General features: G+C 49.7%; 13 protein-coding genes. 6 read left to right on the top strand and 7 right to left on the bottom strand.

The window, feature by feature from the left end; genetic code table 11:
• Positions 1–218 precede the first annotated feature (218 nt).
• Positions 219–2,090: a ribonucleoside-diphosphate reductase subunit alpha gene (locus HK25_RS09495; protein ID WP_369822917.1), complete on the top strand. Its 1,872-nt coding sequence runs from the start codon at positions 219–221 to the stop codon at positions 2,088–2,090.
• Positions 2,091–2,128: 38 nt separating this feature from the next.
• Positions 2,129–3,142 (top strand): ribonucleotide-diphosphate reductase subunit beta, encoded by a 1,014-nt coding sequence (locus HK25_RS09490; RefSeq protein WP_086554109.1) that lies wholly within the window; start codon positions 2,129–2,131, stop codon positions 3,140–3,142.
• 7 nt (positions 3,143–3,149) lie between these two features.
• On the opposite strand, the gene HK25_RS09485 is transcribed toward HK25_RS09490, so the two are convergent.
• Positions 3,150–3,935, bottom strand: coding sequence for a tRNA1(Val) (adenine(37)-N6)-methyltransferase (locus HK25_RS09485; RefSeq protein ID WP_233127783.1), 786 nt, complete (start codon positions 3,933–3,935; stop codon positions 3,150–3,152).
• Between the two features lie 249 nt (positions 3,936–4,184).
• On the opposite strand from HK25_RS09485, the gene HK25_RS09480 reads away from it, so the two are divergent.
• Complete coding sequence (locus HK25_RS09480; protein WP_086554223.1) at positions 4,185–5,132, top strand: polyprenyl synthetase family protein; 948 nt, start codon at positions 4,185–4,187, stop codon at positions 5,130–5,132.
• A gap of 69 nt (positions 5,133–5,201) precedes the next feature.
• Here HK25_RS09480 and HK25_RS09475 read toward each other — a convergent pair whose 3' ends face one another.
• Both HK25_RS09475 and HK25_RS09470 read right to left on the bottom strand, forming a co-directional pair.
• Complete coding sequence (locus tag HK25_RS09475; RefSeq protein WP_086636049.1) at positions 5,202–6,080, bottom strand: glutamate racemase; 879 nt, start codon at positions 6,078–6,080, stop codon at positions 5,202–5,204.
• Between the two features lie 10 nt (positions 6,081–6,090).
• Entirely contained in the window at positions 6,091–6,843 is a 753-nt protein-coding gene (locus tag HK25_RS09470) for an orotate phosphoribosyltransferase (protein WP_086554112.1), read from the bottom strand.
• A 280-nt stretch (positions 6,844–7,123) separates the two neighbouring features.
• On the opposite strand from HK25_RS09470, the gene HK25_RS09465 reads away from it, so the two are divergent.
• Together HK25_RS09465 and HK25_RS12805 are read left to right on the top strand one after the other, a co-directional pair.
• A complete protein-coding gene (locus HK25_RS09465) occupies positions 7,124–7,363 on the top strand; it encodes a hypothetical protein (RefSeq protein WP_086554113.1) in 240 nt (79 codons plus the stop codon).
• Positions 7,364–7,759: 396 nt separating this feature from the next.
• Positions 7,760–8,143: a hypothetical protein gene (locus tag HK25_RS12805; protein WP_143295983.1), complete on the top strand. Its 384-nt coding sequence runs from the start codon at positions 7,760–7,762 to the stop codon at positions 8,141–8,143.
• Between the two features lie 355 nt (positions 8,144–8,498).
• On the opposite strand, the gene gltA is transcribed toward HK25_RS12805, so the two are convergent.
• The 4 genes from gltA to HK25_RS09440 form a co-directional block, all read right to left on the bottom strand.
• Positions 8,499–9,809, bottom strand: coding sequence for a citrate synthase (gene gltA, locus HK25_RS09455; protein ID WP_086554224.1), 1,311 nt, complete (start codon positions 9,807–9,809; stop codon positions 8,499–8,501).
• Between the two features lie 153 nt (positions 9,810–9,962).
• Positions 9,963–10,484 carry a histidine phosphatase family protein gene (locus HK25_RS09450; protein ID WP_086636047.1) on the bottom strand — a complete coding sequence of 174 codons (522 nt, stop codon included), beginning with the start codon at positions 10,482–10,484 and terminating at the stop codon, positions 9,963–9,965.
• Positions 10,481–10,798, bottom strand: coding sequence for a chorismate mutase (locus HK25_RS09445; RefSeq protein ID WP_086554115.1), 318 nt, complete (start codon positions 10,796–10,798; stop codon positions 10,481–10,483). Before HK25_RS09445 ends, HK25_RS09450 begins: the two co-directional genes overlap by 4 nt.
• A 52-nt stretch (positions 10,799–10,850) precedes the next feature.
• Complete coding sequence (locus HK25_RS09440) at positions 10,851–11,594, bottom strand: metallophosphoesterase (protein WP_086636046.1); 744 nt, start codon at positions 11,592–11,594, stop codon at positions 10,851–10,853.
• A gap of 203 nt (positions 11,595–11,797) precedes the next feature.
• Here HK25_RS09440 and HK25_RS09435 point away from each other — a divergent pair, with 203 nt between their 5' ends.
• A complete protein-coding gene (locus tag HK25_RS09435; RefSeq protein ID WP_086554117.1) occupies positions 11,798–13,312 on the top strand; it encodes a succinate CoA transferase in 1,515 nt (504 codons plus the stop codon).
• Positions 13,313–13,424: the final 112 nt, after the last annotated feature.

Here is a 13,424-nt window from a genome sequence, read left to right as displayed (position 1 = left end):
GCAGCAAAAGTGAGATGCAAGTTTTTTTCGTGGGCAATGTGTAAAAAAAACACTAGATATAGGGGGCTTCATCAAGCAAAAGCACGAAATGTGGTGTTGCTCTTGAAGCCCTGATATACACCCGTAGTGATTAACTATTAAAGCGGAGCCAGCGATCCATGAGTCTCGTCGACGTTCAGGAAGCAAAAACCTATTGTTCTGAGCCACGCGAGCCCGGGATGTGTGATATGTTCTCTCCCTCACAGCTCGATGACATGGTTCAGCTCCCGGGCTATCATCAGGTCCGTGTTGACCGTTCGCGTGATGCCCTTCTGACGCCGTTTGGCAAAGCAACGCTTGATAACCGTTACCTTCTGCCAGATGAGAGCTACCAGGATCTGTTTGGTCGTGTAGCCTCGTATTATGGCGCTGACGCTGCACATGCTCAGCGTATTTATGATTATATGAGCCAGCACTGGTTTATGCCAGCAACACCTGTTCTCTCCAACGGTGGCACCTCGCGCGGTCTGCCTATTTCATGTTTCCTGAACGAAGCCAGCGACAGCCTGGAAGGTATTGTCGGGCTGTGGAATGAGAATGTCTGGCTGGCCAGCCGTGGTGGTGGCATCGGGTCGTACTGGGGTAACCTGCGCTCTATTGGTGAAAATGTCGGGCGTAACGGCAAAACCTCAGGCGTTATTCCTTTTATCCGGGTGATGGACAGCCTGACACTGGCGATCAGCCAGGGCTCGCTGCGTCGTGGTTCAGCTGCGGTTTATCTGCCTGTCTGGCATCCTGAAATTGAAGAATTTGTTGAAATTCGCAGACCCACCGGCGGCGACCCGAACCGTAAGGCACTGAACCTGCACCATGGTATTCTGGTGTCAGATGCCTTTATGCGTGCTGTTGAGACTGACAGTGAGTGGGGCCTGATTTCACCTAAAGATGGTACGGTTGTGCGTACCGTTTCGGCTCGTGGTCTGTGGATCCGTATTCTGACAGCTCGTATGGAGCAGGGTGAGCCTTATGTGGTTTATTCTGACCATGTGAATAATGCCCGTCCTGAACACCATAAGCTGGCGGGCCTTGAGGTTAAAACCTCGAACCTGTGCTCAGAAATCACGCTGCCAACCGGTATCGACCATCACGGCAAGCAGCGTACGGCTGTCTGCTGCCTGTCATCGCTCAATCTGGAAACCTGGGCACAGTGGCATGATAACCCGCAGTTCATTGAAGATGTTATGCTCTTCCTTGATAACGTGTTGCAGGACTTTATAGATCGCGCTCCGCCTGAAATGTCCACGGCAGCTTATGCTGCAATGCGTGAGCGGTCTGTTGGTCTGGGTGTTATGGGCTTCCATTCCTTCCTTCAGGAAAAGAAAGTCCCGTTCGAAAGCGTAGTTGCAAAATCCTGGAACCGTAAGATATTTAAACATATCCGTACCCAGGCGGATGCGGCATCCCGCAAACTGGCTGATCTGCGTGGCCCATGCCCGGACGCAGAAGAATATGGTGTGCACGAGCGCTTTTCTAACAAAATGGCAATTGCGCCAACGGCATCTATTTCAATCATTGCCGGTAATGCGAGCCCTGGTATTGAGCCGATTGCGGCTAACGTGTTCCTGCAAAAAACGCTTTCTGGTTCATTTACAGTCCGCAACCGCCATTTGCAGAAACTACTCGCCTCTAAAGGTAAGGATACAGATGAGGTCTGGTCACATATTACTCTGAATAAGGGCAGTGTGCAGGGTCTCGACTTCCTGAGTGATGACGAGAAAGACGTTTATAAAACAGCGTTTGAGCTTGATCAGCGCTGGATTGTTGAGCACGCAGCAGATCGCCAGCCGTTTGTCTGTCAGGCGCAGTCTGTCAATCTGTTCCTGCCGGCTGATGTGCATAAGCGTGACCTGCATCAGATTCATCATCTGGCATGGAAAAAAGGTTTAAAATCATTGTATTACTGCCGTTCGCTTTCTATTCAGCGTGCAGATACAGTGAGTGATGTACTGACAAAAGACAGTGTGCTGGCTGCTGATGCCGCTCAGCGTGATGCAGCAAGACCGGCTCCTGCTAATCCGACCGATTATGATGAGTGCCTTTCTTGTCAGTAATTGTTTGATTTTTAAGTTTTTATTTTTCAGGACGTATCATGAGCGAAGAAAAAACCGGGAATAATGGTGAAGAGCATTTTGACCTGCTCACCTCCAATCCAGTTTACAAACCCTTTCGGTACCCCTGGGCGTATGATGCCTGGCTGACACAGCAGCGTCTGCACTGGCTGCCTGAAGAGGTGCCTCTGGCTGACGACGTTAAAGACTGGCATCGTGTACTGAATGATACGGAACGCCATCTGGTAACGCAGATTTTCCGTTTCTTCACGCAGTCAGACGTTGAAGTGAACAACTGCTATATGAAGCATTACAGCCGGGTGTTTAAGCCGACTGAAGTGCTGATGATGCTCTCAGCATTTTCGAATATTGAGACCATTCATATAGCGGCTTACAGCCATCTGCTTGATACGCTGGGTATGCCTGAGTCAGAATATTCTGCATTTCTTAAGTATAAAGAAATGAAAGATAAATATGACTATATGCAGGCTTTTTCGGTCGATAGTAAGCACGAAATTGCCAAAACTCTGGCAGCCTTTGGTGCCTTCACAGAGGGACTTCAGCTTTTTGCTTCTTTTGCAATTTTGCTTAATTTCCCGCGCTTTAACAAGCTGAAGGGTATGGGGCAGATCGTTTCATGGTCGGTGCGTGATGAAACACTGCATTGTCTTTCAACGATCAGACTGTTCAAAACCTTTGTGCACGAAAATCCGGAAATCTGGACAGATAAGCTCCGTGATGAGCTGTATGATATCTGCCGTGCAATTGTTGAACATGAAGAAGCGTTTATTGACCTTGCTTTCGAAATGGGTTCTGTTGAGGGGCTCGATGCGCAGCAGGTGAAGAGTTATATTCACTTTATTGCTGACCGTCGTCTGATTCAGCTGGGTCTTGAGCCAATTTATAAAACGCAGAACAACCCGCTTCCATGGCTTGATGATATGCTTAATGCTGTTGAGCATGCGAACTTCTTCGAAAACCGGGCAACGGAATATAGTCGTGCCTCGACCACCGGAACGTGGGAAGAGGCTTTCGAAGCCTCTGTTTTTGAATAAAATATCTTTAGCTGTTGCCCGGGTTCGCCCGGGTGGCAGCCTGCACCTGTTGCAGTGAGAGGCGCAGAGCCTCTCCCTCTTTAAGAATGCGACTGCTTTCAGGTGTAAAGCCGCCTTCGGGTGTGTGCAGGGTCAGCCCTGGCAAAATGCGTGACGGTCCTTTCACGCCATATCTTCCCTGAATGAGCATGAGGCGTGCTTCACGTCCGGTTTTTGGCCAGAGCGGAAAAAGTGTAACATCACCAAAGCGGTGTTCTGTCAGTGCTGTACAGGCGCGACTCATAAGAGAGGCCGGCAGAATGAGTGTCAGGCTGCCTTTATGTCTGAGCAGGCGCGTGCAGCCTTTGATCCAGCTTTCAAGCGTATCAGTCAGGGCACGACGGGCGAGATCACGCTGAGCATGAGGTGAGGGTGTACCTTCGGTCGGATGCCATGGCGGATTCGCAAAACAATGGTCAAATCGACAGAAAGGTAGTGTCCCGGGCAAATCATAAGGGAAAGTGGCTTGCAATAATGTCACATTCTCGCGCTTATTGGCGGCAAGATTGTGGCGGGCCAGTTCAATCGAGGGGGCGTCTGCTTCAATACCCCATAAATCCAGCTCAGGCAGGCGCTGAGACAGGCAGAGCAGGCCTGCACCTGCGCCGCAGCCTATTTCAGCGACCCGCTGCTTTGCGCGTGCGGGCACAGCAGCCGCAATAAGGACTGGTTCAAGCCCTGTTCGGTTGCCGGAAAGAAACTGGTCATAAACTATTTTTCCGGCCATAAGGGTGCCAGACGAAAGAGAGGACATAAAAGACATACCCGGCTCTGATCAGAATTATCAGTTTATTGTAAAACGGTTGAAGCTTGACGCTGTTCTGGTGCCCCGCATATGAGAGTGCGTCAACTTATTCCATTGGCTGGGGGAAGTAGCGTTTGAATAGTATCATTAGTCTGTCGAAATTCGGCACGGCCACAAAGCCAGGATGGATTGAGTATTTCAGTGAGTAAGCCAGGAGAAGCGGGCTTAAAAGCCCTGGCTGATTATCTTGCCGCAGATATGCGGGCATGTAATCAGGTGATTATTGATCGTATGCAGAGTTCTGTGGCGTTGATTCCTCAGCTCGCAGCACATCTGGTCGCGGCGGGCGGTAAGCGCTTAAGGCCTTTGCTGACACTGGCTTCGGCACGTCTCTGCGGGTATGACGCAGGGGATCAGAATTTACGGCATGTTGAAATTGCAGCATGTGTAGAGTTTATTCATACTGCGACTTTGCTGCATGATGATGTGGTTGATGAAAGTCAGCTCAGGCGCGGTCTTGCCAGCGCCAATGCTATTTTTGGCAATAAGGCCTCAGTTCTGGTTGGTGACTTCCTGTTTGCGCGTGCCTTTCAGATTCTGACAGCTGATGGCTCTCTCGGTGTCATGGCTATTCTGTCTGCTGCGTCTGCTACGCTGGCAGAGGGGGAGGTTATGCAGATGACCACCCAGAATGATCTGTCTACCTCGGTCGATCAGTACCTTCAGGTCATTTATGGTAAAACTGCCGCTCTGTTTGCCGCAGCCTGTGAGGTTGGCGCCGTTATTGGTGAGGTTCCGGCCGAAAAACGTGAGGCCTTGCGTCTGTATGGTGCAAACCTGGGTATGGCGTTCCAGCTGGTTGATGATGCTCTTGATTATGCAGCAGACCAGGCTCTACTGGGTAAAGAAGTTGGTGATGATTTCAGAGAAGGTAAGGTCACGCTGCCTGTGCTTGCGGCCTATGAAGCCGGCAGTGAAGAGGATCGGGTTTTCTGGCGCCGTGTGATTGAAGAGACTGAGCAGCAGCCTGAAGACCTTGATAGAGCTTTGCGTTTAATTAAAGAGACTGATGCAATAGCAACAACGCTCAGAAAGGCAGAAGACTATGCCCAGAAGGCGCGGGCTTCTCTGAGTGTTTTTGAAGAAAGCGCTCTTAAAACGCTTCTGACTGAAACAGCAAGTTACTCAGCCAGTCGCGAAAGCTGACAGACTTTTACGTTCATTTTTTTTGCAGAACTAACAGGCACTGACCGGAGATATTTCGGTCAGTGTTTTTTATTTTGCAGATTCTTTTATATCTGCCAGCAACATATGCGGTGCGTCATCTGCCCAGTCTCTGATGTCAGAATAGCCATAATGCGTAAGGCGGGGCAGAAGTTTATCTGCCTGTAGTGGCGGGGCTGTAAACCACGCAGCGGGAGCCTGATCGGGTACAGGCCTGTCAGTGGGGGGAGGGGCAGCACGAAGCAGGGTTAAGGCCTGTCGTGCAACCGCCATGGCAGGGTCAAGCCAGGTAATGTGAGGTGGTGAAACGGCTTTTAGCTGGTCGAGTATGAATGTATAATGTGTGCAGCCAATGCCAATAGTATCAAGTCGGTCACTGTCTTTATGTGTAAATAAGCCAGCAATTTCCTGTCTCACAGAGTCTGCAGAGACATCATCACCACGGAATGTTTTCTCTGCCAGAGTAGCGAGACCCGGCGCGGCATGCGCAATGAGAGTACATTCAGGAGCATAAAGTGCGTGCAGCCGCCCCAGGTAAGGGCGTCGTGTCGTTGCACGGGTGGCAACAAGGCCGATAACACCGGTCTGTGTTGTGCGGGCGGCCCATCTGATGGGGGGCACGCAGCCGACAAACTGCATATCCGGTCGCGCTGCGCGCAGTGCATCAAGAGCGAGAGTGCTGGCGGTATTGCAGGCAATAACCACAAGATGCGGGTTCAGCCTGTCGATCGCCTGCGAGATAAGCGTAACAATACGCTGCGTTAAAAATAAATCATCCTGTTCGCCATAAGGGAAAACAGCTGTATCTGCCAGATAGTCAATGGCCAGAGTCGGGCTGAGTTCTCTTATGGCCTGCACGATACCAAGGCCACCTATTCCTGAATCGAAAGTCAGAATACGGGGTAACCCTGAACGTGCAGTAAGGCTCATAGTATCTGTTTTATCCCTGACGGGCTTTATAAGCAGCTGCTTCTTCAAGAGTCGCAACCCCACCATGTCGGGCTGACCACGCACATGGGTCTTCAAGGAAGCGACGTACTTCTGAGGCAGCACTTTCTGAGAAGTAAGGGTGTGTTGAGCAGGCTTCAAGCACATCCCACCAGGTGCACAGAGAATGCAGGGTAACATTCATATCAGCAAGGGTGCGGTGCACACCAGGGAAAACGCCATAGTAGAAAACAACAAAAGCATGGTTAACGACAGCACCCGCTTCACGCAGGGCATTCGCAAACTTTACTTTTGAACCGCCATCAGTCGTCAGGTCTTCCACCAGCAGGGTGCGCATGTTTTCAGGCACATCACCTTCGATCTGAGCATTGCGACCAAAACCTTTAGGCTTTTTACGCACATATGCCATTGGCAGCAGCATGCGATCAGCCATCCATGCAGCAAAGGGAATACCAGCAGTTTCGCCGCCTACAACGGCATCCAGGCTTTCATAGCCTACATGACGGCCAATTTTTTCAACACCCAGCTCCATAATCTTTGTACGGGCGCGAGGGAAGAAAATGATGCGACGGCAGTCGATATAGACGGGTGACTTCCAGCCAGACGTCAGGGTGTAAGGGTCTTCAGGGCGAAAATTGACGGCTTTGATTTCTAAAAGCAGACGTGCTGTTGTCAAAGCGGCATCGTGATCCCAGCTGCTGGCCTGGCCAGAATAGGACGAAGCCAGATTTTCTGGTGATGTCATGAGCACTTCCTCACACGATAAAAGGAGTTAAACTGATGCTGGCATAGCCGCTGACAGCGCGAAAATCCATTCTTCATTGCATTTCTGGTCTTATTTTTCAGCCAGAAAATAATTTGATTTTCACTCTGTTCTTTTATGCAGTAAACATAACGGGTAATTAAGATAAAACTGATGTGTAAAACAGACGTGAAGGTTTGTAATATTTTTGCTCTTGCATCTGGCCATAATCTGGCCTTTAATCAGCGAAAGTTAAGAATGTTTATCAACTAGGAGAAATGTCGTGGCTACCGGAGCGAGTCGGATTACCCGCAAGTGCGAACGGGCCGTCATTACGGCATATCAGGAGCTGCGTGAGGTTGGTACACAGGATCTTACCGCTTTCAACGCATGCACCACTCTGTATCGTATTCACCACCCTGAAGCATCGCTGAACGAAGCGCGGCGCCTTGTTTCAGAGTGGATTGATCATCATATTGTACGTAAGGCTGACGGGGTGACCAACGGCTGCGACTGTCCCTGATAGCGTATCAACAGTTTTAAAAAATAATTTTATATCAGGTGCAGGGCTGGCTCTGCGCCTTTTTTGTTATGTCTCATTATCTGATGGAATGTGCGCCACTTAGGCTCAGGACCTGTTAATTTATTGCCGTGAGAGAGTTGTTGTGATTCAACGGGCTTGCCGATGAAGGTGAGCCTGTGAGTGATGTATTTTTGTTGTCTGAACGTCAGATGGAGCGGGTTGAGCCGTTTTTTCCTCTGGCGCACGGCGCGTGCCACGCGTGGAGACAAGATACGATCGCTGTGCTCATACTTTCATGTCCGCGATTCATATCGCAGCACGTTTCATCTTCTATCTTAAAGAATGAGGCCTGAGCCTAATGGGTCACTATATGACCCTGTTATAACCGGAAAATAAATGATGCAAAGCGTGTGTAAATCATACGATCCTGAGATTTTACCTGAAGGTTTTTCTTACCCGCAAACATATTTAGATCTCGAAAAAACGTTTCGACCTTTAAAATACTTTATGTGGTGGTTTTTAGATTCTCGTTCCCAATCGGGTCAACTGGAATGGAAATTAAGAATGAGTTGTAAAACAGAAGGGTGGAAGTATTTTTCAGATATTGATCCCATCCCTTTTGCGCGAGACGGTGACTGGGCCGCATTTTTTAATGGAAATGACCACTCTGGTAACCCTGCAATTGTTGTCGCTGATTTAGGAAATAAAGAAAATTCCTACAAAATTGCTAATTTTGAAGTCTGGTATGATAATGCACTCAGAGATGCCGGTTTGAAATAAATTTAGCTGGCACTTTTTCCCCCAGGGTCAGGACCTGTTAATTTATTGCTGTGAGAGAGTTGTTGTGATTCAACGGGCTTACCGATGGAGGTGAGCCTGTGAGCAATGTATTTTTGTTGTCTGAATGTCAGATGAAGCGGGTTGAGCCGTTTTTTCCTCTGGCGCACGGCGTGCCACGCGTGGCGACAAGATACGATCGCTGTGCTCATACTTTCATGTCCGCAATTCATATCGCCGCAACTGCCATCTTCTATCTTAAAGAATGAGGCCTGAGCCTGAGTATTTACTGGCGTGATATCTGTAAGGACGGGGCAGATATAAAAAAGGCCGGAAAAATTTCCGGCCTTCAGTATTTTCAGCGTTCGCTGAATGGAACAAATGCTCTGGGGGCTGCCCCGGTATAAAGCTGGCGAGGGCGACTGATACGCTGTCCTGGTTCTTCAACCATTTCCAGCCACTGGCTGACCCAGCCTGTTGTTCTGGCAAGAGCGAACAGCACAGTGAACATGCTTGTTGGAATACCCATAGCTTTAAGAATAATGCCTGAGTAGAAATCAACGTTAGGGTAGAGTTTACGCTGAACGAAATACTCGTCAGTGACCGCAATTTTTTCAAGTTCAATGGCCAGGTCGAGCAGCGGGTCGTTTTTAATGCCCAGTTCGTCAAGCACTTCGTAGCAGGTTTTCTGCATAATCTTAGCGCGTGGGTCGAAGTTTTTATAAACACGATGCCCAAAGCCCATAAGCTTAACGCCGCTGGTTTTGTCTTTAACCTGTTTGATAAAGGCCGGAATATTCTCTTTAGTGCCGATTTTTTCGAGCATTTTCAGCACAGCTTCGTTTGCACCACCATGTGCGGGTCCCCACAAAGCAGCAATACCAGCAGAGATGCAGGCAAATGGGTTTGCACCGGTTGAACCAGCCATTCGTACGGTTGAGGTCGAAGCATTCTGTTCATGATCCGCATGAAGGATAAGAATGCGGTTCATTGCTCGTGCAAGCACCGGATTGATTTTGTAAGGCTCTGATACACGTGTGAACATCATAGAAAGGAAGTTCTCAGCGTAATTCAGGTCATTACGGGGGTAAATCAGGGCCTCACCCAGGCTGTATTTATAAGTCCATGCGGCGATGGTCGGAATTTTTGCAATTAAACGCATTGCAGCCAGCTGGCGGTTGGCTTTGATTGCGATGTCACCGGCATCAGGGTAGAATGCTGCCAGAGCTCCCACAGTGCCACACAGCATTGCCATTGGATGAGCGTCACGACGGAACCCGTTGAAAAAATTGCGAATCTGTTCGTGCAGAAGGGTGTGATTAGTCAGTGTGTGTGTGAATTTTTTATATTCATTCTGGTCAGGCAGCTCGCCATTCAGAAGAAGGTAAATGACCTCTTCAAAAGTTGCGTTCTCGGCCAGCTCAGCAATTGAATAGCCGCGATGAAGGAGAATGCCCTTATCGCCATCAATAAAGGTTATTTTGCTGTTGCAGGATGCGGTTTCCCCATATCCCGGATCAAATGTAAATGCGCCAAGCTGCGCAGGTAACGTGCGGATGTCGATAACATCCTGGCCCAGGGTGCCTGACAGGACAGGAAATTCGGCTGTTTTACCGTCGAGCGAGAGGGTAGCGGTTCTCTGCTTACCTTCGTTTTGCGATGCGCTCATAATCGTTCCTTTGATGCTTTTAATATCGTGCTGTGATCCACGATCAGATTTGCGGATCATCTTTCCCTGATCTTGCAGGAAACGAAAAGGAGCTTCACGGTAAAGCGGTCGTTATCGCGGAATGCGTTCCCGGAAAACTGCGGTTTTTCGGTGTCAGGGTCGCGAGAATGTGTCCAGAGAAAGGCTTAGTGCATCACAGTCTGACCAGCCCAGGGAGACCGGAGAGCTATCGCATTTCCACAAAGAGAATATGGCAAGTGCGCCAGGTGTGAAGTCGCATTCTGTTTGGCTGTCGCGGGAGGCAAGAATGCGGGCCAGCTCAGAAATGCCAGGGTTGTGGCCAACCAGCAGAATAGTTTGTGCATAATCCGGTGCGGCCTGAATGTTCTGAAGCAAAGACTGCCATGAGGCATTATAAAGCTGTGCTGAGAAGATAACCGGTTTATGAGGTTGTGGCACCACGACTGAGAGTGTCTGGCGCGTGCGTTGTGCGGGGCTGCAAAGAATATAATCCGGCACAGGCATCCGTTCCTGCAACCAGAGGTGACAGCGTCGTGCCGTTTCTTCCCCCCTCTGTGTCAGAGGGCGGGCAAGGTCAGCCTCTTCGCTAAAGTCACCAAAGGGTGCCGGAGCTGCTTCAGTATGTCTGAGCAGTATCAGGCGTCGTGCGGTCACGCTGATGTTTTATCAGTTTCTGAACGGGCAATAGCCTCATGGTGACGAATAACTTCATTGATAATGAAAGTCAGGAATTTTTCTGCAAAATCCGGGTCCAGACGCGCTTCTTCAGCTAGCCTGCGCAGACGGGCAATCTGGCGTGTTTCACGCGCAGGGTCAGCCGGCGGCATATGATGGCGGGCTTTAAGGGCGCCTACGGCCTGTGTGCAGCGAAAACGCTCAGCCAGCATGGAGACAAGCGCAGCATCAATATTATCGATGCTGTGACGAAGGGTGAGGAGGGCTTCAACGGGGGTGGGCTGATCTGACACGCTAAACTCATTTTTTGAAAAGGGACAGGGAGGCAGTATATCGTGATTGTTGTCAGGAAGGAATGTTTTCGAGATCAAGTGCTTCTGCCGGCAGGTCAATCCATGCCAGATGGCCGCCTTTGCCGGCACCGGTGTCTGTAAAAACGGCCTGCCCGCCAGCCCGGCCAGGCAGTGTCAGCGGGCAGCCGTTAGTTGAGCGCTGGTCGTGACCGCAATAAACAGTATAGCCGGTTGGAATATAGTTAACCCAGTTCAGGCATCGTTCGGGGTATCCGTCTTTCTGCACACGGTTGGTGGTTTCACCAAATAATGCCCGTGAGAGCAGAAAGGTGACACGCCCGAGCGCAGGCGGTGGTGGTTCAAGCAGCATGCGCAGGTCGAACGCACCATGGACAAAGGCTTTTTGCCCCAGAACGGCCCACGCTGGTGCGTCTTCCAGATAGGGCAGGATACGGTCGAGGACATCTTCGTTTTCGGGGCGGTTCAGCTGAGCGAGAGTTTTTTCTAAAGGCGGATCAGAACGCAGCTTACGCCCCATAAGCGCACGACCCAGCTTCCGGTCATGGTTGCCTATCAGAAAAAAACCTTTTCCTTTATCAATAATGTCCATCATGACGCGCAGCACACCGGCACTTCCCGGGCCGTAGTCAATGAGGTCTCCGAGCTGAATAATATAGCGATCAGTTGAAACTGCGTGACGGAAAGCTTCAAAATCCCCGTGTACATCACCGATAATGCGGAGTCCTTTTTTAAGTGCAGGGTTCACTTTTCCGTCAATATAAAAACCTCGGGGCATTAACATTTATCCGCTTTATCAGTCTTACAGTGGGCTCTGGCTACGGCTGCATAAAAAGAGAGAACACATTTTGTACATAATTGCCTGATGCACAAGCATGTGAAAAGTCAGAGAGGGCGTTTTCTGCCTAAACTAGCTTAAATTACGGCGTTGTAAGATGTCGTGCTGAAAAACATAAAAGTAGAAAAACAGGAAGTTCTCTCATGAAAGAGCGCATTCGTAACGTATCACTGCGCAGTAAAGTTTGTTCGGCTGAAGATGCCGCAGCCCTGATCCGTCATGGTCATGTTGTTGGCACAAGTGGTTTTACCGGCGCAGGGTACCCTAAGAGTGTTCCGGGCGCTCTGGCTAAACGTATGGCGGAAGCTCAGGCAAAAGGTGACGAGTATCGCATCAGCCTGATTACAGGTGCATCAACAGGCCCGCAGCTTGATGGTGAGCTGGCAAAAGTAAACGGTGTGTCTTTCCGTTCACCGTTTAATACAGATGCGGGAATGCGTAACCGTATTAATGCAAATGAAACAGACTATTTTGATAACCATCTTGGTCAGGTAGCAGCCCGGGCTGAGCAGGGAAATTACGGTAAGTTTGATATTGCAGTGGTTGAGGCAACGGCCATCACCGAAGACGGTGGCATTGTGCCAACCTCGTCAGTTGGTAACTCTCAGACCTTTCTCGATCTTGCTGATAAAGTCATCATCGAAGTGAATGAATGGCAGAATGCAGAGCTTGAGGGCATTCATGATATCTGGGATGGCAATGTCAGTGGTGCGCCAGGGCGTGATATTATTCCGCTGCGCCGGGCAGATGACCGGATCGGTGGTTTGTCACTGCGGCTCGACCCCTCTAAAGTTGCTGCTATTGTCAGAACAAATGATTCTGACCGTAATGCTCCTTTTGCAGCCCCGGATGCCGCGGCTAAGGCGATTGCAGGGCATTTGCTTGAATTTTTTCAGCATGAGGTAAAAACAGGGCGTCTGCCTCCTTCACTCCTGCCATTGCAGTCAGGCGTTGGTAACGTTGCCAATGCGGTGCTTGACGGCCTGAACGAAGGCCCGTTTGAAAACCTTATCGGCTACAGCGAAGTGATCCAGGACGGCATGCTGTCTATGCTGGATTCCGGCCGTATGCGTATTGCCTCAGCGACATCGTTCTCGCTGAGCCCGGAAGCTGCGACTGAAATTAATAACCGGATGGATTTCTTTAAAAAGAAACTCATTTTGCGTCAGCAGGATATCAGCAACAACGTGGGTGTTATCCGCCGTCTTGGCTGTATTGCTATGAACGGTATGATTGAAGCTGATATTTACGGTAACGTGAACTCAACGCGCGTTATGGGTTCAAAAATGATGAACGGTATCGGCGGCTCAGGCGATTTTGCCCGTAATGCTTATCTGTCCATCTTCCTGTCACCTTCTACGGCTAAAGGCGGTTCAATTTCTGCTATCGTGCCTATGGCAGCGCATGTTGATCATATCATGCAGGATACGCAGATTTTTGTAACAGAGCAGGGCCTTGCTGACCTGCGTGGCATGTCACCAGTTAATCGTGCACGCACAATTATTTCGAAATGTGCTCACCCTGATTATAAGCCAATGCTTCAGGATTATTTCGATCGCTCTCTCAAAGAATCTTTCGGCAAGCACACACCACATCTGCTGAAAGAAGCTCTGTCATGGCATCAGCGCTTTATTGATAACGGCACAATGAAACTCTGACTGAAGGATGTAAGGGCAGGGCGGTTTATGCCGCCTTTGCTTTTATAACAGCTAGGCTCAGGACTCATTCTTTGAGATAGAAGATGAAGCTTGCAGCGATATGGATTGCGGA

Source organism: Acetobacter sp. DsW_059 (genome assembly GCF_002153695.1).
GTDB classification, from domain to species: Bacteria; Pseudomonadota; Alphaproteobacteria; order Acetobacterales; family Acetobacteraceae; genus Acetobacter; species Acetobacter thailandicus.
Note: the sequence above shows the minus strand (reverse complement) of the source record. Positions and strands in the feature narration are given on the sequence as shown.

What these genes read in the sequence shown, in the direction of transcription:
- gltA (WP_086554224.1), bottom strand. Translation starts at nt 9,809, where the DNA reads ATGAGCGCATCGCAAAACGAAGGTAAGCAGAGAACCGCTACCCTCTCG.
- HK25_RS09470 (WP_086554112.1), bottom strand. Translation starts at nt 6,843, where the DNA reads ATGACATCACCAGAAAATCTGGCTTCGTCCTATTCTGGCCAGGCCAGC.
- HK25_RS09440 (WP_086636046.1), bottom strand. Translation starts at nt 11,594, where the DNA reads ATGCCCCGAGGTTTTTATATTGACGGAAAAGTGAACCCTGCACTTAAA.
- HK25_RS09490 (WP_086554109.1), top strand. Translation starts at nt 2,129, where the DNA reads ATGAGCGAAGAAAAAACCGGGAATAATGGTGAAGAGCATTTTGACCTG.
- HK25_RS12805 (WP_143295983.1), top strand. Translation starts at nt 7,760, where the DNA reads ATGATGCAAAGCGTGTGTAAATCATACGATCCTGAGATTTTACCTGAA.
- HK25_RS09475 (WP_086636049.1), bottom strand. Translation starts at nt 6,080, where the DNA reads ATGAGCCTTACTGCACGTTCAGGGTTACCCCGTATTCTGACTTTCGAT.
- HK25_RS09485 (WP_233127783.1), bottom strand. Translation starts at nt 3,935, where the DNA reads ATGTCCTCTCTTTCGTCTGGCACCCTTATGGCCGGAAAAATAGTTTAT.
- HK25_RS09480 (WP_086554223.1), top strand. Translation starts at nt 4,185, where the DNA reads ATGCGGGCATGTAATCAGGTGATTATTGATCGTATGCAGAGTTCTGTG.
- HK25_RS09435 (WP_086554117.1), top strand. Translation starts at nt 11,798, where the DNA reads ATGAAAGAGCGCATTCGTAACGTATCACTGCGCAGTAAAGTTTGTTCG.
- HK25_RS09495 (WP_369822917.1), top strand. Translation starts at nt 219, where the DNA reads ATGTGTGATATGTTCTCTCCCTCACAGCTCGATGACATGGTTCAGCTC.